The sequence below is a fragment of the Xanthomonas sontii genome (assembly GCF_040529055.1).
Lineage (GTDB): Bacteria > Pseudomonadota > Gammaproteobacteria > Xanthomonadales > Xanthomonadaceae > Xanthomonas_A > Xanthomonas_A sontii.
Genome location: NZ_CP132342.1, coordinates 3,863,733 through 3,882,872 on the forward strand (window position 1 = coordinate 3,863,733; position 19,140 = coordinate 3,882,872).

Here is a 19,140-nt window from a genome sequence, read left to right on the forward strand (position 1 = left end):
CCAGGACCGCGGGCGTGTCGCGGCGGCAGGCGTCGATTGCAGCATGGAGACAGTGTCGGGCAGCGGACATGCGGCGGCACAGGCAACGTGGGAAACCCGAGCCTAAGCGGCAGCCTGTGGTCGCGAGGTGACCCTGGCCGCCGCGTGTGGGCGTCGCGTTCGCGGCGATGGCAGCGCAAGGAGGCAGCAACCGGCCTATGCATGCGATCGGGGATGCGCGGCACCATCTAGAAGTCCGGCGCTGCGCCGCGGATGCCGTTGGCGCGAGTTGTGCCGCCGCAAGCCATACCTTGCGGCGGCAGCATCCGGCTACAGCAGATGGAAGCGTTCGAACCGCTGCAATGCTGCGTCGATCGTCGCCTGCAGCGCCGGGCGCCGCGGTTCCAGCCAGGTCCATTGCTGGATCAGCAGACGGCCAGCGCGACGGTCCATCTTCAGGTCGAGCGCGGCGACGATGCGGTCGCCGACCAGCACCGGCAGTGCGAAGTAGCCCAGTATCCGCTGCGGCGCCGGCACGTAGGCCTCGAAGCGGTGGGTGTAGCCGAAGAACTGCTGCAAGCGCTTGCGCTGGATCACCAGCGGATCGAATGGCGACAGCAACTGCGCCCGCGTCGGATCCGGCGGCGGCGGCGTGCTGTCCAGCAGCTCCGGCTCGGCCCACAGGGCCATGCCTTCCTGGCCCTGCAGATGCACCGGGATCAGGCGCTTGCGCGCCACTTCCGCGGCGATCAACGCTCGCACCGCCGGTTTGGCGGCGGTCTCGCCATAGCAGATCGACTCCACACCGACGATGCTCTGCGCGCGCAACGCTCGCTGCAGCAGGTAACGCGCATATTGCGCGTCGCCGACCGCACGCGGCCGCTGCCGCCAGCCGAAATGCCGCGTGGCCAATTCGTAGGTCTTGAGCATGCCGCTGCGCTGGCTGACCACCAGGTCGCCGCTGAAGAAACCGTACTGCAACGCGGCCCGCGACGGCTTGCGGCTACCCCAGGGGTGGGTCTTCTCGACCAGCACCTCGTCGTCGATGTCGCGGATCGACAACGGCCCCTCGCTGCGGATGCGCCGCAACAGCCGCGCATAGTCCTGCGCATCCACCGTGCCCCTGGCATCGGCCTGTGCACGCCGGCGCGCCATCTGCGCCACGTACATGCGGTAGTCGGCGACCGGCACGTAGGCCAAGGCATGGGTCCAGTACTCGAACAGCGACCTGTCCTGCGACTGCGCCTGTTCCAGATCCCGGTCGCGGTACTCGGGAATGCGCGTGTACAGCACGTGGTGGTGGCTGCGCGCGATCACGTGGATGGTATCGATCTGCACATAGCCCAGGTGCGCGGTGGCCTGCCGCACGGCCTCGGCGCCGCTGCCGAACGGTGCCGGCGTGGTCAGGCGCTGCGCATGCAGCCACAGCGCGCGCGCCCGGTCGGGCGCGAGCGGGACGGAAGCGACGGGAGTGCGCATCGGAACGACCTTCCTGGCAATGCGGTAGCGCCGATCAGAATAGCAACCCCGGACGCGCAACGCGGTTCTCAGGCACTCGCTGCGGGGCTCCGCTTCGCCGTCGCTCCGATTTCCAGCGCGGCAACGCCGCACCGGAACGCGTGTAGCACGCTACCGCCACACGTCACGGCGGACAGGACGTGCCCGCGTTGCGGTGATAGCAGGCATTGCCGACAGCTATTCAGCCAGGCTCAGATCAATCGGATGCCATGTCCCGCAGGCCTGCAACGTATCGCAATGTCGGCACGGAGTTCAGCCCGCGCACTTCGCGCACAGCCCGTGCACTTCCAGGGTCTGTGCCTGCGGCTGGAAGCCCAGGGCCTTGGCGCGCTGCTCCAGTTGGCTGACCACGTCGCGGTCCTCCAGCTCCACCGCGCTGTGGCAGCGGTCGCAGATCAGGAACGGCACCGAATGCTGGGCACTGCTCGGATGGTGGCAGGCGACGAAGGCGTTGACCGACTCGAGCTTGTGCACGAAGCCGTTGGCCATCAGGAAATCCAGCGCGCGGTACACCGTGGGCGGCGCGTCGGCGCCCACGCCCTTGCCTTCGCGCACCCATTCCAGCAGGTCGTAGGCCTTGACCGGGCGCCCGGCCTCGGCGATCAGCCGCAGCACGTTGGCGCGGATCGGGGTCAGGCGCAGACCGCGCTCGCGGCTCACCCGCTCCACCACCTTGACGAAGTCGGCAGCGTCGTGGACGTGGTGGTGCGGCTCGGTGCAGGCGGTCTTCTTGCTGGACATGGCGGTCTCCCGGGAATCAGCTTCCCGCTGGGATCTTGATGAGCGCGGCGTCGATGCGTTTCAAGGCCTCCTCGCGACCGGCCAGGTACACGGTCTGCGAGATGTCCGGGCTGACCTGGGTGCCGGTGATGGCCACGCGCAGCGGCTGCGCCACCTTGCCCATGCCGATCTCCAGGGCGGCGGCGGTATCGTGCAGCGCGGCGGCGACGCCATCCAGGCTCCACTGCGGCAGCGCGGCCAGCAGCTCGCGGGCCTTGCCCAGCGCCAGTTCGGCGCCCGGCTTGAAATGCTTGGCCACCGCCGCGTCGTCGTAGCGTGTCAGCGGGCGATACCAGACCTCGGCCTTCTCGGCCATTTCCTTGAGCGTCTGCACGCGCTCGCGCAGCGCCACCACCACCTCGGCCGCAGCCGGGCCGGCGGCCGGGTCGATGCCGAGCTTGCGCAACTGGAACTCCAGCTGCGGCGCGATCGTCGCCGGGTCGTCGCTCTTGAGGTAGTGCTGATTGACCCAGCCGAGCTTGGCCATGTCCAGGCGCGCGGCCTTGGAATTGACGTCCTTGACGTCGAACAGGTCGATCAGCTCCTGGCGCCCGAACAGCTCCTGGTCGCCGTGCGACCAGCCCAGCCGCGCCAGGTAGTTGATCAGCGCGTGCGGCAGGTAGCCGGCGTCCTTGTACTGCATCACGTCGGCCGCGCCGGTGCGCTTGGACAGCTTGGCGCCCTGCTCGTCGAGGATCATCGGCATGTGCGCGAACTTCGGCACCGGCGCGCCCAGCGCCTGGTAGATGTTGATCTGCCGCGGGGTGTTGTTGATGTGGTCGTCGCCGCGAATCACCTCGGTGATGCCCATGTCCCAGTCGTCCACCACCACCGCGAAGTTGTAGGTGGGGTAGCCGTCGGGACGGAAGATCACCATGTCGTCCAGTTCGCTGTTGGCGATCTCGATGCGGCCCTTGATCAGGTCGTCGAACGCCACCACGCCCTCGGTCGGGTTCTTGAAGCGGATCACCCGGTTGGGATCGTCGCGGTACGGCAGGTTCAGCTCGCGCGCGGCGCCGTTGTAACGCGGCTTTTCATGCCGCGCCATCGCCGCTTCGCGCATGGCGTCCAGTTCCTCGCGGGTCTCGTAGGCGTAGTAGGCCTGGCCCTGCGCCAGCAACTGCTCGGCGACCTCGCGGTAGCGATCCAGGCGCCGGGTCTGGTAGATCGGGCCTTCGTCGTAATCCAGGCCCAGCCACTCCATCGCCTCCAGGATCGCGTCGATCGCCGCCTGGGTGCTGCGCTCGCGGTCGGTGTCCTCGATCCGCAGCACGAATTCGCCGCCGCGGTGGCGCGCCTCCAGCCAGCAGTACAGCGCGGTGCGCGCGCCGCCGATGTGCAGGTAACCGGTGGGACTGGGGGCGAAACGGGTGCGGCAGGCCATGGAACGCTCGAAACGACGGGAATCGGGCGATTTTACCCTGCCGAGCAGGCGCCTGCCGGCGCGCGGGATTGGGGATTCGGGATTGGTACGAGCAGCATTTTGCCCAGGGACAGGACCTGCCACGCCAGGGCGGACTGCCGACGGCGCAAAATCCTGCCCTACGCGAACCCGCTCAGTTCCGCGCGCACCAAGGCCGGTGCCAATTGCCCGCGCCAATCGCGGTCGTTGGCCACTTGCGCACTGGCGCGGCTGGCCTCGAACGCGGCGAAGTCCAGCTCGGCGATCGCCCAGACCTGCTCGCCATGGGTCTGCGCGACGATGCCGTCGGCAGGGAAGCCGGCGTCCATCGGCGCGTACAGCGTGGCCTCGCCGGTGTTCACGTCCAGCGCCGGGCTCCACTCGGCGACGCCGGCGGTCACCGACTGGGCCACGAAGATGCGGTTCTCCAGCGCCCGCGCCAGGCAGCCCACGCGCACGCGGGTGGCGCCGGCCTCGGTGTCGGTGCAACTGGGTACCACCAGCAGCCGCGCGCCGGCCTCGTACTGGGCACGCACCGGCAGCGGGAACTCGCTGTCGTAGCACACCGCTACGCCGGCGCGCACGCCCTCGGCCTCGAACACCTTCAGCGCCTCGCCGCCGTCGATCAGGCCGGTGGCCTTCTCGAAGCCGGTCAGTTGCAGCTTGTCCTGCCAGCCGTGGCCACCGTCGGGGGTGAACCAGTAGGCGCGGTTGCGGTAGCGCCCCTGCCCGTCGTCGAGCAGGAAGCTGCCGGCGACCACGTGCAGGCGATGACGCCGCGCCAGGTCGGCGAACAAGGCCAGGTACTGCGCATGCAGTGCCTGGATCGCGGCCAGCGAGGCCGGCAGCCGCGCCGACACCTCGGCGCCGAAGGTCGCGGCCAGTTCCAGCGACAGGTACTCGGGCAGCACCGCCAGTTGCGCGCCGGCGCGCGCGGCTTCGCCGAGCAAGGCGGCCTGCTTGTCGGCGAAGGCGGTGAAGTCGGCGGGCGCGCCGATCGGATACTTGGCGACGGCGACTTTCATGCGGCAGGCTCCAGCGCGCGGGTCCAGAAACCCAGGGTATGCGGCGTTTCGCCGCGGTCGACCTCGTTCCACGGCAGGTGCATGCGCAAGGCGGCCTGCGGCTGATAGCCGCGCTTGCGCCAGAACACGTCGTTGCCACGGTACTCCGGCGGCCGCCGCGGGTCGTCGGGCGCCCGCTCCACCGAACAGAACGCGGTCAGGCGGAAGCGACCGAGCGCGCGCGCATGCGCCTCGCGCTCGTCGAAGAAGGCATGGCCGGCGCCGCGCCCGCGGTACTGCGGCAACAGCACCGACTCGCCGAAATAGAACACCTCGGCCGGGTCGATGCCGCTGCCGGCGAAGGCCGCGGCGAACGCCTCGGTGTCGTCGACCAGCGGCAGCCCGGTGGAGGCCCCGACCACCTGCTCGCCGTCGCGCGCCAGCACGAACACGCTGTCGGGCGACGCCGCATAGGCGGCCAGGTACTCGCGTTCGTAGCCGAGGTCGCCGTCGTAGAGGTACGGCCAGTCGCGGAACACCACGATGCGCAGCTGCGCGACCGCGTCCAGGAACGGCACGATCCCGGCGCCGCGCAGGCGCTGAATGGAGAGCGGAGAGTGCATCCGTGCACTCTACCGCAAGCGTTTCCCTGGCGCTGCCTGCCTGGCGATGCCCTTGCATGTGCCTCCTTGCCGCGTCCTTGCGCGGGCGTCCTGCCCGTCCTGTGACGCAAGCGCCTCCTTGCGCTAGCTGCCTGGGCGATGCGCTTGCGTGCGCCCTTGCAGCGTCCCTGCGTGGGCGTCCCTGCCCGTCCTGTGACCCGTGGCGGCATCCGTCCAGCCACCGTCGGTGTTTCTGCCGTCAATGGCCGCTGACCATCCGACCGATCCGCCCGCCGTGGCGGCGATCGATGCGGCTGCCCTGCCTCAGCGCCACCAGCGGCACAGCAGCGCGGCCTGTGCCGGCAGCACCAGCAAGCGCGCGCGGCCTTCCGCTTCCCAGGTCACGAACCCCGGCGCAGGCGTGTCCCCGCACCGCTCCACGTCCATCGCCCAGGCAGGATCGCGGCGCACCGCGCGCCAGGGGCAGTAGCGCCACGGCGCGGCATCGCCCGGCAAGGCCGCACGCGCCTGCAGCGCGCCGGCCAGGAACGCCACCGCGTCGCCGGCCAGGGCGGCGCGGCTGCGTTCGCTCAAACGCAGCCACAGGGCTCCGCCGCGGTCGGCGGCGGTGACCAGCGCGGCCTGCGCGCTGCGCGCGAGCGCCCCCGGCAGGTTGCCGGGATGCAGGCCATGGGTCTCCAGGGCGGGCGGCAGCAGCGCCTGCAGACGCCGATGCAGATGACGATGACGATGCGCGACCATGTCCGGTTCTCCCCCGACGGCTCAGCGCAGCGACGCGCCGAGTTCGTACCAGTCGATCCGGCGGGTGATCCACATGATCGCGCCGAGGATGCCGAACAGCAGCAGCGACCCCATCAGCAAGGCGTTGTCTTCCGAGGCCAGCAGGCCGTACAGCGCGCCGTACAGCACGGTGAGCATGCTGGCGAAGCCGGCCGCGCGCAGGCGGCTGCGCAAGACCCCGGACAGGTAGAAGAACTGCAGCCCGATGCAGGCCACCGCCGAGACCAGATACGCCTGCCAGAACGGGATGTGCTCGGACAGGCTGAGCAGCAGCAGGAAGAAGATCGCCAGCGCCAGGCCCACCAGCAGGTACTGCAGCGGATGGATCGGCAGGCGCTTGATCAGCTCGAACAGGCCGAAGGCGACGAAGGTCAGCACCACGAACAGCAGACCGTACTTGCTGGCACGCTCGGCCTGGGTATACACGTCCACAGGGTCGACCAGGTCCACGCGCAAGGCGTCGAGATCCTGTCCGCCGGAGGCCAGCTGCGCCTGCGCGCCGGTCGCCAGCGACGACAGCGCCCAGCTCGCCTGGAACCCCTGCGCGGTGATGCGGCGCTCGTTGGGCAGGAAGCGGCCGCCGAACAGCGGATGCGGCCACGGCGAGTTCAGCGCGATCTGGTTGTCGTCGCCGACCGGCACGATCGACAGCGCCTGGGTGCCGTCGAGCACGAATTCCATCTGCACGTCGTGCAGGTCGGTCAGCCGGCCCTGCTGCGTATCGCGCAATGCCGGCAACACCGCGTGCACGCCCTTGGAGATGTTGGACAGCCCTTCCGAGCCCGGCTGCAGCGGCAGCGCGCGGCCGTCGGCGCGCAGATTCGGCGTGCCGACCAGGCCGCGCACGTCCTGCAGGCCGATCGCCAGATACGGCGTGCCGTACTGGCGGCGATCGACAGCGGCATAGTCGAGATCATCGAACTCGGCCTTGAGCCGCGCATGCCAGCTGTACACCTGCACCTTGAACAGGCCGATGTGGCGCTGCGCGGGCTTCAGTTCGCCTTCGACCTGCAGCCGCCGCGGCGCCTGCAGCACGTAGCCGGTCTCGGTCTCGCGTTTGGTCACCCGCTTGCCGTCGGCGTCGAGGACCGCGACGTCGCGTTCCTGGGTCCACGGGATCACCCGCAACGGGCCGAGCAGGCGCTGTTCGCCGGCCTTGCTCTGCGACACCCGTTCCACCGCCTCGTCGCGGTAGTGCTGGCGGTCCTGCACGGTGCCGCGAATCATCAGCAGCGGGATCAGCAACAACAGGATCAATCCGCCGATGGTGGCGAATCGCAACAGCAGCTTCAGGGATTTCATGGCGGCCTCTCGGTTGGGAGGGGGCCAGCATGCGGCCGCTGCGTGGGCGGGGTTTGAGGCGAATTTGAAGTGGGTGTGAAGTGCGGGGAATGGGGAATGGGGAATGGGGAATGGAAAGCCGGCGTACTTGCGACGCGGTGTGCGCCCCCACTGTGGGAGGGACTTCAGTCCCGACGCGGCAGCCCCGGCACCCCGCTTCACGCGCTCTCGCGCGAATCGATCCGGCTCAGGCCAGCGGCAACGCCAGGCAGGCCACCGCGCCGCCGCCGTCGCAGTTGCGCAGGCTGGCGTCGCCGCCGTGCAGGCGCGCCACCTCGCGCACGAACGGCAGGCCGAGGCCGGAGCTGCGCTGGCCGGTGGCCGGGCGCGCCAGCGAGTAGAAGCGCTCGAACACCCGCTCCAGCGCGTAGTCGGGAACGCCCGGGCCGGCGTCCTCCACCGTCAGCAGCACGCGCGCGTCGGCGCCGCGTTCGGCACGCAGCACGATGACCGCGCCCTCCGGCGAAAAGGCGATGGCGTTGTCGAGCAGGTTGTGCAGCGCCTGACGCAGCAGGTAGGGATCGCCCGACACCACCAGGGTCGGATCCGGCGCCTGCACCTGCAGCTGCAGCTGCAGACCGCGCGCCTGCAGTTGCGGCGCCAGCGCTTCGGCCAGGTCCGCGCACAGCGGCGCCAGCGCCACCGGTTCGCGCCGCTGCAGCCAGCCGTGCTGCTCCACCTCGGCCAGCGCCAGCAGCTTGTCGATGGTCTCGGTGAGGCGCTGCTGCTGCTCGGCGATGTTGCGCACGAAGCGCTGCCGCTCCGGTTCCGGCAGCGGCTCCTGCAGCAGTTCCGCCGCGCCCCGGATCGCGGCCAGCGGGCTCTTCATCTCGTGGGTCAGCGACTGCACGTACTGCTCGACGTACTGCTTGCCCTCCAGCTTGCGGCGCATGGTCTCCAGCGCACGGCCGAGATCGCCGATCTCATCGCGGCGCGGCGGCGGCGGCGGCACCGGCGCACCGGCACTGACCGCCTGCGCATAGCGGTTGAGCCGGCCGATGCCGCGCAGCAGGCCCCAGGTCATCAGGATCCCGATCAGCGCGGAGATGCCGATCAGCCAGGCGCCGCGCAGCAGGATGCTGCGCTGGCTGGCGACGATGAACGGCTCGATGCTGCGGTTGGGCTGGGACAGGGTCAGCACGCCGATCAGCCGCTGCGGCTCGGCCGGATCGTAGACCGGCGCGGCCACGTGCATCACCGTGTGGTTGGGGTCGCCGTCGGCCTCGGGGCTGGAGCGGGCGCCGTACTCGCCGCGCAGGGTGCGGTACACGTCGTTCCAGCGCGAGTTGTCGCGGCCGATGTCCTGTCCGCGCGAATCGAACACCACGATGCCCGCCGCATCGGTGAGGGTGACGCGGTAGTCGACGCTGTGCTTGGGAAAGCGCCAGACCATCGCGCGCGGATCGCGCCGCTGCGCCGCGGCCAGGTCGCGGGCGAAACGGCCGCTGGCGATGCGCCCGTCCTTGAGATCCTGCGCGGCCATCTGCGCCAGCACATTGGCCGCGTCCACCAGGGTCGATTCCATCGCCTGGCGCACGCCCGGCTTGACCTCGTTGACGAACACCCGCATCACGAAGAAGGCGGCCACGCCGACGATCAGGAAGAAGCCCAGGAACAGCTTCAGCCCCAGCCGCACCTCAGGCCTCCAGCGCGTAGCCGAGGCCGCGGTGGGTGCGGATCGGATCGTCGGTGGCGCCGGCCGCGCGCAGCTTGGCGCGCAGGGTCTTGATATGGGTGTCGACGGTGCGGTCGGCGCTGTCGGCGCTGCTGTCCCAGCCGCGGTCCATCAGTTGCGCGCGACTGAGGATGGCGCCGGGCCGCCGCAGCAGCGCTGCCAGCAACGCGTACTCGTAGCGGGTCAGGTCCAGCACCGCACCGCGCCAGCGGATGCGGCGGCCGTCGCGGTCGATGGCGAAATCGCCGTGCTGCTGCCAGCCGGCCTCGGCATCGCCGACGACCGCCGCGGGGCGCCGCAGCCGCGCCCGCACCCGCGCGACCAGTTCGCGCGGCGAGAACGGCTTGGCCACGTAGTCGTCGGCGCCAAGTTCCAGGCCGAGCACGCGATCGATCTCCTCGTTGCGCGCGGTCAGGAACAGCACCGGCACCTGGCTGAAACCGCGCAGCGTGCGGCACACCTCGAACCCGCTCAGATCCGGCAGGCCGACGTCCAGCACCACCACGTCGATGCCGCCCTCGCGCAACTGCGCCAGCGCCTCGCGCCCGAGCTGGCAGTGGCGCACCTGGTAGCCCTCGCTGCGCAGCGCGTACAGCACGGTATCGGCGATGGCGGATTCGTCCTCGACCACGAGGACACAGGCGGCGGCAGGCGTGGACATGGCGCGCAGCATAGCCGTCGCGCGGGTGCCGCGGCAGTCCGTCCGGCCATTCCGCGGCACCGCTCGTGGATCGGCACGAAACCCGACACGCACCTGCGGCGCGTCAGCTGTCGCTGCCGCCGCGCGCGTTGGCCGCGCCCGGCGCCGACGCCAGTTCCACCCGGTTGCGGCCGCCGTGCTTGGCCCGGTACAGCGCCGCATCGGCGCGCGCCAGCAGCGCCTGGCTGCTCTCGCCGGCGCCGGCCTCGGCGACGCCGATGCTGACAGTCAGGCGCAGGCCCGGCACGATCGCGTCGAACGACTGCCGCTCCAGCACCTCGCGCAGCAGCCCGGCCAGCTCCCGTGCCTCGGCGCAGGCGGCGCCGGGCAGCAGCGCCAGGAATTCCTCGCCGCCGGTCCGGCCGAAGCTGTCGTTCCTGCGCAGGCTCTGCCGCAGGGTCGTGGCGACCAGCCGCAGCACCTGGTCGCCCGCCGCATGGCCGTGCTCGTCGTTGATCCGCTTGAAGTGGTCCACGTCCAGCGCCAGCACCGACAGCGGCATGCGTCCGCCGCGCGGCAACGCCGCCAGCGCGGTGTCCAGTTCGCCCAGGACCTGGCGCCGCGAGGCGACGCCGGTAAGGCTGTCGATCCGCACTTCGCGGCGGGCGCCGCGCAGGCGCCCGAGGGTCAGGAACAACACCCCGACGAGCACCGCCAGCAACAGCAGCGCCGCGCCCAGCAACGCGCGCCGCAGGGTCGCCTCGCGCTCCATCGCCTGCAGCCGGTTACGCTGGGTTTCCGCCTTCTGCGCCAGTTGCAGCGCCGCCAGGTCGCGCTCGCGGCTTTCCGATTCGGCGATCAGGAACTGCGATTGCTCGCGCTGCATGCGCGTGTCCAGTTCCTGCTGCACGCGCATCTGCGCCTCGCGCGCATCCAGTGCCTGCCGCCAGGCGCCCAGCGCGCGCAAGGCGGTGGCCTTGAGGTCCAGCACGTCGCTGAGGCTGCGCAGGTCGCCGTTGGCGCGGTAGCCCTGCTCGGCCTGTTCGGCCAGCGCCAGCGCGGCCCGCGCATCGCCACTGCGCTCGGCGATCAGCGCATCGACGTAATCGCGGCGCGCGCGCATCAGCCGCGTGGCGCCCATCGCGACCAGTTGCGCCTCGGCCTGCTGCCGCTGCGCCCGCGCCTGCGGCAGGTTGCCCAGCAACGCGTTGACCCGGGCCGCGCGCAGCAACAGCGACGCCTGCGAGCCTTCCTGCGGATGCCGGCCATGCAGTTCCGCTGCGCGCAGATAGGCAGCCAGCGCCGCCGGCAGATCGCCGCGTTGCTCGGCGATGGCGCCTTCGCGCTCCACCGCCAGCGCCTGCATGTAGCCGCCATCGCCCTGCCTGGCCCGCTGCAGGACCTCGGCGACAACCTGGTGCGACAGGTCCGGCAGGCCCATGTCCAGGTAGGCGTCGGCGATGCCGATCAGGGTCAGCAGTGCGACCCAGCCGCCATCGCGCTGTTCGTCGAGCCGGCGAAGTTCCTGCAAGGTACGCAGCGACTGTGCGTAGTGGCCGGCATCGCGCTCGGCGAAGGCGCGCATGCGCAGGGCCGCCGCGCGCAGGCGCGGGAACCGCTGCGCACCGGTCAGCGCCAGGATCGTGGTGGCGGGCCGCAGATAGGCCGGGCGCTGGCCGTCGTTGTACAGCGCATAGGTCTCGCACAGCAGGTACTCCAGGCGGACCTGCACATGGGCGCGCGCGATCGCGCCGCGCTCGCCGCGCCGCGCCTGCTCCACCGCCGCGGCCGGGCCCTGCGGAAAATGCTGGCAGTCGAAGGCGTCCAGGCGCGCCCGCCGCACCGGGTCGCCGGCGGGCAGCAGCGCCTGCAGGCGCGCATGCGCGACGCGGTAGGCCTGCTCGTCGGCGGCCATGTCCTTGCCGTGCGCACCGACATCCTCGATCAGCGCATCGAACGCCGCAGCCTGCGCTGCGCCCGGGAGCGCGGCTTCGGCACGGGAGGCGCCGCAGGCGGCGAACGGCAGCGCCAACGCCAGGACACCGAGCAACAGGGGAGAAGACATGCGCATGCGAACCGTGGACCCGCCGGCCGCCCACGCGGTATCGGCACTGCGCACCCGAACGCTCCGACGACGCCTGCGCCCGGATGCACAGGCCCATCGTCCACACCTTCCGGCCTCATGCCCGGCAGGCGCCGTGCGGCCGCCAGCGGTCGCCCGGCTAGTGTACCGCGGCCGCGGACCCGCCCTGCCCGGCACCTCGGCAGGCGTGGCCGGCCGGCGTGGCGCCCCGTACACTGCGCGGATGAATTACCGCCACGCCTTCCACGCCGGCAACCATGCCGATGTCCTCAAGCACATCGTGCTGCTGGCGCTGCTCGATGCGTTCAAGCGCAAGGACAGCCCGTTCTTCGTGCTCGATACCCACGCCGGGCGCGGCCGCTATCTGTTCGCGGCCAACGAGGCGCGCAAGACCGGCGAGGCCGCCGCCGGCGTGCTGCGGTTGATGGGCCAGCCGACCCTGCCCGACGTGGTGGAGCGCTACCTGCGCGCGGTGCAGGCCGACAATCCGGTCGGTGCCCTGGTCGCCTACCCTGGTTCGCCGCTGCTGGTGGCGCAGGCGCTGCGCGCGCAGGACCGGCTGGCCGCCTGCGAGCTGCAGCCCGAGGAGGCCGCCGAACTCAGGGCGTTGTTCGCCCACGACCGCCGCGTGCAGGTGCATGCCGGCGATGGCTATGCGGCGATCAAGGCGTTCCTGCCGCCGAAGTCCGGGACCAACCGGATCGGCCGCGGGCTGGTGCTGATCGATCCGCCCTACGAAGCGCAGGACGCCGAGTACCCGCTGATCGTGGCCGCGCTGCGCGAAACGCTGAGCCGCTGGCCACAGGCGGTGTGCGCGGTGTGGTATCCGATCAAGCAGCGGCGCAGCCTGCAGCCGTTCTTCCGCAAGGCCGCGGCCCTGCCGGTGGCCTCGGCGCTGGTCGCCGAACTGCAGGTGCGCCCGGACGATTCGCCGCTGCGGCTCAACGGCAGCGGCATGTTGCTGCTCAATCCGCCCTGGCAGTTCGAGCAGGCGCTGGCGCAGGCGCTACCGCCGCTGAAGGCGCACCTGGGCGAAGCCGGTGCCAGCACGCGCCTGGAGTGGCTCAAGCGCGAAGCATGAGGTACGCGGGGCGGCGCACGTGCGCGCTCAGAAGCAATCCCAGTTGTAGGCGACGCGGCTGAAATCGCCGCGCCGCAGGTCGTCCGGATTGATGAAGAAATTGGCGACGCCGCTGTCGCCCCACATCATCTCCTCGTCGCTGTCCAACTGCAGCAGCAGGACCTGCTTGTCCTGCAGGGTACGCGGGTCTTGCTGGGTGAACTCCGGGTAGCCGCCGAGCTTGTTGCCGCCACGGCTCAGCGCATCGAACAGCGCGTCGTCCACCGCATCCTGCGACACCGCGTGGCGCCTGGCGTAGGCGGCGGCCACCTCCTCCAGTGGTTTGCCCAGCACCTGCTCGAAGCGCACATCGCTGCTGCCGATGGTTTCCTCGCCGGCGTCGAACCGCATCGCCCGCGGCCGCGCCGGATCGAACGGCAACGTGTCGGCCGCCGGCAACGGCACCTCGGCCTGCCGCGCCGACGCCTTCGGCTGCGGCCAGTACACCACGCGGAAATTGCGTTGTTCGCTCAGCGCGGCCAGGTCGCTGCGCGCACCACCGAAGTTGGCCCCGTAGAAGTCGTCGTCGCCGCCGATGAAGAACTGCAGCATGCCCTGGCGCGGGTAGCCGGGCAGCGGCGGCATCCGCGCCAGGTCGATCTGTGCCAGCAACGCCAGCGGCTGGCCATCGGCCGCATGCGGATACGGCTTGTCGCCAGTCCAATAGGGGCGCCCGCCGACCTTGCTGGCCATGCGATCGTCCTGCGCCATCGGCCGCAGTTGCAGTTGCACCACCGGCCGGCGCGTGGCCTGCAGCCGCGCCTGGTATGGGGCCAATGCCCGCGTCGCCAGTTGCTCCGCATCGGCGACTGGAGCGGCGGTGGTGGCGGTCGGCGTGTCGTGGTGCTGCACGCGCAGCAGCCACCTGCCACCGCCCACCAGCAGCCCCACCAGCAGCGTGGCCAGGCCCAGCCCGATCGCCGCGGAGACGGCCACGGCATGCGATGTCTTCATCGTCGCGCATTCCCTTGAACGAAGCGCCACTCTAGCAAGACCACCCGAACGGCACATCGGCAGGACGCTGCGTTCACGGGCGTAAGGTTTTGGTAATGCGAGAATCCAGGCTTCGTCGAGGATCATACGGCCATGGCTACCCGCAACCGCATGCCTCCGTGGCATGAAACCTTCACCCTGCCCAGTGGGCGCGAACTGCTGATCCGTCCCATCCGGCCGGAGGACAGCGCGCCGCTGCAAGGTGCCTTCGGCCTGCTCGGGCCGACCGAGATCCGCGAGCGCTTCCTGCATTCGACGCAGGAACTGACCGAGGACATGGCGCAACGCCTCACCCATCCCAATCCGAAGTCGGAACTGATCCTGGTCGCGGCCGAGCCGCTGCCGCCGGGCGAAGCCGTGGTCGGCGCGGTGGCGCGCGCCGTGATCACCCCCGGCACCCGCGAGGCGCAGTACGCGATCCTGGTCAGCAGCTTCGTCTCCGGCCAGGGCCTGGGCCGGCAATTGATGCGCAAGCTGGTCAAGTGGGCACGCCGCAAGTACCTGGACCGGCTCTACGGCGATGTGCTCGAACGCAACGTGCCGATGTTGCAGCTGGCCGAGTCGCTGGGTTTCCAGCGCATGCCGCATCCGGACAATCCGGACCTGGTGCGGGTGGTGCTGGAACTGGGCAGCTGAAAACTCGGGACCCGGGACCCGGAAAAGCCAGAGCTCCGCAGGCAGCTTCAGCTCCTGCTCTTACGTGTCCCCGGTCCCGGGCCCCGGGTCCCGACCTTGCTAAACTAGTTGGTCCATGCCGCCCCTTCCCTTCCCCGTTCCGCCGCTGCCCAAGTCCGGCCAGCTCCGCGCGCACTGGCGCGCCCCCGCGTCCTCCACCGCCCTGGCCTGGCACATCGCCTGCGCCGCGTCCGCGCACCGCGGGCCGTTGCTGGTGGTCGCCCGCGACAACCAGAGCGCGCACCAGCTCGAAGCCGACCTGCACAGCCTGCTCGGCGACGATCCCAGCCTGCCGGTGGTGCCGTTCCCGGACTGGGAAACCCTGCCCTACGACCAGTTCAGTCCGCACCCGGACATCGTCAGCCAGCGCCTGGCCGCGCTGCACCGGCTGCCGACGCTGACCCAGGGCATCGTGGTGGTACCGGTGCAGACGCTGATGCAGCGGGTGGCGCCGCTGCGCTACATCGTCGGCGGCAGTTTCGACCTGCGCGTGGGCCAGCGCCTGGACCTGGATGCGGAGAAGCGGCGACTGGAAAGCGCGGGATACCGCAACGTGCCGCAGGTGATGGACCCGGGCGACTTCGCCGTGCGCGGCGGCCTGCTCGACGTGTATCCGATGGGCACCGACGCACCGCTGCGGATCGAACTGCTGGACGAGGACATCGATTCGATCCGCGCCTTCGACCCGGAATCGCAGCGCTCGCTGGACCATGTGCAGGCGGTGCGCATGCTGCCCGGGCGCGAAGTGCCGATGGACGACGTCAGCGTGGAGCGGGTATTGACCGCGCTGCGCGAACGCTTCGACGTGGACACCCGGCGCAGTGCGCTGTACCAGGACCTGAAGGCCGGGCTGGCGCCGTCGGGCATCGAGTACTACCTGCCGCTGTTCTTCCAGGACACCCGCAGCAGCGGCGCACGCGAGGCCACCGCCACCTTGTTCGATTATCTGGGCGAGCACGTGCTGCCGCTGATCGCCCCGGGCGTGGGCGCCGCGGCCGATGCGTTCTGGGCGCAGACCCAGGCCCGCTACGAGCAGCGCCGCCACGACGTGGAGCGCCCGCTGCTGGCGCCGGAGGAGCTGTACCAGGCGCCGGACGCGCTGCGCGAGCGCCTCAACGGGCTGCCGCGCATCGACGTGTGGGCCGCCGACCACCCGCGCATCGACGAGGCACAGGCGCTGGGCGACCAGCCGCTGCCGCCGCTGCCGGTGGCAGCCAAGGACGCCGCGCCGGGCGCGGCGCTGAAGAGCTTCCTCGATCACTACCCGGGCCGGGTACTGATCGCCGCCGATTCGCCCGGCCGCCGCGAGGCGCTGCTGGAAGTATTGGCGGCCGCGGAGTTGAAGCCGGAGGTGCTGCCGAATTTCGCGGCATTTGTTCCTTCTCCCACCGGGAGAAGGTGGCGCGAAGCGCCGGATGAGGGTGCGGCGTCTGCGCGGTCGGGAACGAAGAAGGAGGGTGCTAAGGCGGGTGCTTCGGCAAGTTCCACGGTTGCGCAGACGAACTCCACTAGCGGTCGTACCCTCACCCCAACCCCTCTCCCGGAGGGAGAGGGGCTCGACTCCGGCGAGATCGGTGCACGCTTCGCCATTGCGGTTGCGCCGCTCGACGACGGCTTCGCGCTGGAGGCGCCGCGGATCGCGGTGCTGACCGAGCGCCAGTTGTTCCCCGAGCGTGCCAGCCAACCGCGGCGCAGCCGGCGTGTGGGGCGCGAGCCGGAAGCGATCATCCGCGACCTCGGCGAGCTGTCCGAGGGCGCGCCGATCGTGCACGAGGACCACGGCGTCGGCCGCTACCGCGGGCTGATCGTGCTCGATGCCGGCGGCATGCCCGGCGAGTTCCTGGAAATCGAATACGCCAAGGGCGACCGGCTGTACGTGCCGGTCGCGCAGCTGCATCTGATCAGCCGCTACTCCGGCGCCTCGGCCGAGACCGCGCCGCTGCATTCGCTGGGCGGCGAACAATGGACCAAGGCCAAGCGCAAGGTCGCCGAGAAGGTGCGCGACGTAGCCGCGGAGCTGCTGGAGATCCAGGCGCGCCGCCAGGCCCGTGCCGGACTGGCGCTGCAGGTGGACCGGGCGATGTACGAGCCGTTCGCCGCCGGCTTCCCGTTCGAGGAAACCCCGGATCAGCTGGCCGCGATCGACGCCACCCTGCGCGACCTGGCCAGCAGCCAGCCGATGGACCGCGTGGTCTGCGGCGACGTCGGCTTCGGCAAGACCGAGGTCGCGGTGCGCGCGGCCTTCGCCGCGGCCAGCGCCGGCAAGCAGGTGGCGGTGCTGGTGCCGACCACGCTGCTGGCCGAACAGCACTACCGCAACTTCCGCGACCGCTTCGCCGACTACCCGCTCAAGGTCGAGGTGCTGTCGCGCTTCAAGAGCAGCAAGGAGATCAAGGCCGAGCTGGAGAAGGTCGCCGCCGGCAGCATCGATGTGATCGTCGGCACCCATCGCCTGCTGCAGCCGGACGTGAAGTTCAAGGACCTGGGCATGGTCATCGTCGACGAAGAGCAACGCTTCGGCGTGCGCCAGAAGGAAGCGCTGAAGGCGCTGCGCGCCAACGTGCACCTGCTGACCCTCACCGCCACGCCGATTCCGCGCACCTTGAACATGGCCATGGCCGGCCTGCGCGACCTGTCGATCATCGCCACGCCGCCGCCGAACCGGCTAGCGGTGCAGACCTTCGTCACCCAGTGGGACAACGCGCTGTTGCGCGAAGCCTTCCAGCGCGAACTGGCGCGCGGCGGCCAGCTGTACTTCCTGCACAACGACGTGGAGAGCATCGGCCGCATGCAGCGCGAGCTGAGCGAGCTGGTGCCGGAGGCGCGCATCGGCATCGCCCACGGGCAGATGCCCGAGCGCGAGCTGGAAAAGGTGATGCTGGATTTCCAGAAGCAGCGCTTCAACGTGCTGCTGTCGACCACGATCATCGAATCGGGCATCGACATCCCCAACGCCAACACCATCGTCATCAACCGCGCCGACCGCTTCGGCCTGGCGCAGTTGCACCAGTTGCGCGGCCGCGTCGGCCGCTCGCATCACCGCGCCTACGCCTATCTGCTGGTGCCGGACCGGCGCAGCATCACCCCCGATGCGCAGAAGCGGCTGGACGCCATCGCCTCGATGGACGAACTGGGCGCCGGCTTCACCCTGGCCACCCACGATCTGGAGATCCGCGGCGCCGGCGAACTGCTGGGCGAGGACCAGAGCGGGCAGATGGCCGAGGTCGGCTTCAGCCTGTACACCGAACTGCTGGAACGCGCGGTGCGCAGCATCCGCCAGGGCAAGCTGCCGGACCTGGACGCCGGCGAGGAAGCGCGCGGCGCCGAGGTGGAACTGCATGTGCCCGCGCTGATCCCCGACGACTACCTGCCCGACGTGCATACCCGCCTGACCCTGTACAAGCGCATTTCCAGCGCCCGCGACAGCGACGGCCTGCGCGAACTGCAGGTGGAGATGATCGACCGCTTCGGCCTGCTGCCGGATCCGGTGAAGCACCTGTTCGCGATCGCCGAACTGAAGCTGCAGGCCAACGTGCTGGGCATCCGCAAGCTGGAACTGGGCGAGCACGGCGGGCGCCTGGTGTTCGAGGCCAAGCCCAACGTGGATCCGATGACCATCATCCAGATGATCCAGAAGCAGCCCAAGCTGTATGCGATGGATGGCCCGGACAAGCTGAAGCTCAAGCTGCCGCTGCCGGAAGCGGCCGACCGCTTCAATGCCGCGCGCGGCCTGCTGACCGCGCTGTCGCCACGCTGAGCGACGCGGGCGCGTCCGCCCGCGTCGGCTCCCGCACGCGGCCGGCTGCCGCGACCCCACACCCCTGCCCCGCCCCGACCGCCACAACGTTCGGTGGCGTATGGGCGCTCGCGCCGCTGTGTTCCCTGGCCTGCAGCGGTCTTCACGTGAAGACCGCCGCCACGTCGCACGGATGGCGCGGCTTTTTGACGCCTTCCCCGTTGCCGCGACTGGCACGGCGCATGCAGAAACGTAGGGACCGACCGCATCGGCGCGGTTATGGGATCCGCGTCCTGGCACCGGTCTGAACCACTCAGGCTCGCGTGCGGCTTGCGAGACAAATGCTTCACGCGGGCTAAATATTCCTAAATATTTCCCGTCCGCGCCGATATCGCTGGTACCCAGGCCTGCACACGCCCTTCACGGCGTGGCGCCGGCTTTCCACTCGCCACTGCCGGAGACCCGCCATGCGCTCGACGCCCCCCGACGAACAGGATCCGCCGCTGCAGTTGATCGTGGACGGCGACATGACCATCCGCCATGCGGCCGAACTGAAGCCGCTGCTGCTGCCCGCGCTGGAGCATCCCGGCGGCCTGCGCCTGCAGGTGCAGGCGGTGAACGACATCGACGCCACCGGCGTGCAACTGCTGCTGGCCACCCAGGCCGCGCTGCGCGCGCTGGGACGGCCATTCCAGCTCGAGGGCTGCACCAAGGCGGTCGGCGACGCGCTGGACCTGCTCGGCCTGGGCGACGCGTTCGAGCGCGTCGGCGACGACACTCTTCACTAATCG

The 19,140-nt window shown here is 70.4% G+C and carries 15 protein-coding genes; 4 read left to right on the top strand and 11 right to left on the bottom strand.

All coding sequences use genetic code 11. The features are described 5' to 3' along the window. Positions 1-309: 309 nt before the first annotated feature. From RAB70_RS16275 to RAB70_RS16320, 10 genes are all read right to left on the bottom strand, one after another. Positions 310-1,458 carry a winged helix-turn-helix domain-containing protein gene (locus RAB70_RS16275; RefSeq protein ID WP_148829025.1) on the bottom strand — a complete coding sequence of 383 codons (1,149 nt, stop codon included), beginning with the start codon at positions 1,456-1,458 and terminating at the stop codon, positions 310-312. 291 nt (positions 1,459-1,749) lie between these two features. After that, the gene (locus RAB70_RS16280) at positions 1,750-2,238 is read right to left on the bottom strand and encodes a transcriptional repressor (RefSeq protein ID WP_017907264.1); all 489 of its coding nucleotides are present in this window, start codon (positions 2,236-2,238) and stop codon (positions 1,750-1,752) included. 16 nt (positions 2,239-2,254) lie between these two features. Next, positions 2,255-3,661, bottom strand: coding sequence for a glutamate--tRNA ligase (gene gltX, locus RAB70_RS16285; protein WP_043095666.1), 1,407 nt, complete (start codon positions 3,659-3,661; stop codon positions 2,255-2,257). 158 nt (positions 3,662-3,819) lie between these two features. Next, complete coding sequence (locus RAB70_RS16290; RefSeq protein ID WP_148829024.1) at positions 3,820-4,704, bottom strand: carbon-nitrogen hydrolase family protein; 885 nt, start codon at positions 4,702-4,704, stop codon at positions 3,820-3,822. Beyond that, entirely contained in the window at positions 4,701-5,306 is a 606-nt protein-coding gene (locus RAB70_RS16295; protein ID WP_043095668.1) for a GNAT family N-acetyltransferase, read from the bottom strand. The genes RAB70_RS16290 and RAB70_RS16295 overlap by 4 nt, the downstream gene beginning before the upstream one ends. Positions 5,307-5,609: 303 nt before the next feature. Next, entirely contained in the window at positions 5,610-6,047 is a 438-nt protein-coding gene (locus tag RAB70_RS16300) for a hypothetical protein (RefSeq protein ID WP_148829023.1), read from the bottom strand. 21 nt (positions 6,048-6,068) lie between these two features. Next, a complete protein-coding gene (gene creD / locus RAB70_RS16305) occupies positions 6,069-7,388 on the bottom strand; it encodes a cell envelope integrity protein CreD (protein WP_150410342.1) in 1,320 nt (439 codons plus the stop codon). A gap of 226 nt (positions 7,389-7,614) precedes the next feature. Continuing rightward, positions 7,615-9,063: a two-component system sensor histidine kinase CreC gene (gene creC / locus RAB70_RS16310; protein WP_148830548.1), complete on the bottom strand. Its 1,449-nt coding sequence runs from the start codon at positions 9,061-9,063 to the stop codon at positions 7,615-7,617. A gap of 1 nt (position 9,064) precedes the next feature. Then, positions 9,065-9,775 carry a two-component system response regulator CreB gene (gene creB, locus RAB70_RS16315; protein WP_170268201.1) on the bottom strand — a complete coding sequence of 237 codons (711 nt, stop codon included), beginning with the start codon at positions 9,773-9,775 and terminating at the stop codon, positions 9,065-9,067. 91 nt (positions 9,776-9,866) lie between these two features. Further along, entirely contained in the window at positions 9,867-11,807 is a 1,941-nt protein-coding gene (locus RAB70_RS16320; protein WP_265529648.1) for a diguanylate cyclase, read from the bottom strand. Positions 11,808-12,048: 241 nt separating this feature from the next. Here RAB70_RS16320 and RAB70_RS16325 point away from each other — a divergent pair, with 241 nt between their 5' ends. Beyond that, a complete protein-coding gene (locus tag RAB70_RS16325; RefSeq protein WP_148830431.1) occupies positions 12,049-12,906 on the top strand; it encodes a 23S rRNA (adenine(2030)-N(6))-methyltransferase RlmJ in 858 nt (285 codons plus the stop codon). 27 nt (positions 12,907-12,933) lie between these two features. On the opposite strand, the gene RAB70_RS16330 is transcribed toward RAB70_RS16325, so the two are convergent. Then, positions 12,934-13,899 carry a YwqG family protein gene (locus tag RAB70_RS16330; protein WP_148830430.1) on the bottom strand — a complete coding sequence of 322 codons (966 nt, stop codon included), beginning with the start codon at positions 13,897-13,899 and terminating at the stop codon, positions 12,934-12,936. Positions 13,900-14,031: 132 nt separating this feature from the next. On the opposite strand from RAB70_RS16330, the gene RAB70_RS16335 reads away from it, so the two are divergent. From RAB70_RS16335 to RAB70_RS16345, 3 genes are all read left to right on the top strand, one after another. After that, positions 14,032-14,574: a GNAT family N-acetyltransferase gene (locus tag RAB70_RS16335; protein ID WP_148830429.1), complete on the top strand. Its 543-nt coding sequence runs from the start codon at positions 14,032-14,034 to the stop codon at positions 14,572-14,574. 115 nt (positions 14,575-14,689) lie between these two features. Then, positions 14,690-18,370, top strand: a complete 3,681-nt coding sequence (gene mfd, locus RAB70_RS16340) for a transcription-repair coupling factor (RefSeq protein WP_265529651.1) — start codon at positions 14,690-14,692, stop codon at positions 18,368-18,370. A gap of 446 nt (positions 18,371-18,816) precedes the next feature. Next, positions 18,817-19,137 (top strand): lipid asymmetry maintenance protein MlaB, encoded by a 321-nt coding sequence (locus RAB70_RS16345; RefSeq protein ID WP_017908422.1) that lies wholly within the window; start codon positions 18,817-18,819, stop codon positions 19,135-19,137. The last annotated feature ends 3 nt before the right edge of the window (positions 19,138-19,140 follow it).

Coding starts and splice junctions, on each gene's coding strand:
- RAB70_RS16275 (WP_148829025.1), bottom strand. CDS start 1,458: ATGCGCACTCCCGTCGCTTCCGTCCCGCTCGCGCCCGACCGGGCGCGC.
- RAB70_RS16280 (WP_017907264.1), bottom strand. CDS start 2,238: ATGTCCAGCAAGAAGACCGCCTGCACCGAGCCGCACCACCACGTCCAC.
- gltX (WP_043095666.1), bottom strand. CDS start 3,661: ATGGCCTGCCGCACCCGTTTCGCCCCCAGTCCCACCGGTTACCTGCAC.
- RAB70_RS16290 (WP_148829024.1), bottom strand. CDS start 4,704: ATGAAAGTCGCCGTCGCCAAGTATCCGATCGGCGCGCCCGCCGACTTC.
- RAB70_RS16295 (WP_043095668.1), bottom strand. CDS start 5,306: ATGCACTCTCCGCTCTCCATTCAGCGCCTGCGCGGCGCCGGGATCGTG.
- RAB70_RS16300 (WP_148829023.1), bottom strand. CDS start 6,047: ATGGTCGCGCATCGTCATCGTCATCTGCATCGGCGTCTGCAGGCGCTG.
- creD (WP_150410342.1), bottom strand. CDS start 7,388: ATGAAATCCCTGAAGCTGCTGTTGCGATTCGCCACCATCGGCGGATTG.
- creB (WP_170268201.1), bottom strand. CDS start 9,775: ATGCTGCGCGCCATGTCCACGCCTGCCGCCGCCTGTGTCCTCGTGGTC.
- RAB70_RS16320 (WP_265529648.1), bottom strand. CDS start 11,807: ATGTCTTCTCCCCTGTTGCTCGGTGTCCTGGCGTTGGCGCTGCCGTTC.
- RAB70_RS16325 (WP_148830431.1), top strand. CDS start 12,049: ATGAATTACCGCCACGCCTTCCACGCCGGCAACCATGCCGATGTCCTC.
- RAB70_RS16330 (WP_148830430.1), bottom strand. CDS start 13,899: ATGAAGACATCGCATGCCGTGGCCGTCTCCGCGGCGATCGGGCTGGGC.
- RAB70_RS16335 (WP_148830429.1), top strand. CDS start 14,032: ATGGCTACCCGCAACCGCATGCCTCCGTGGCATGAAACCTTCACCCTG.
- mfd (WP_265529651.1), top strand. CDS start 14,690: ATGCCGCCCCTTCCCTTCCCCGTTCCGCCGCTGCCCAAGTCCGGCCAG.
- RAB70_RS16345 (WP_017908422.1), top strand. CDS start 18,817: ATGCGCTCGACGCCCCCCGACGAACAGGATCCGCCGCTGCAGTTGATC.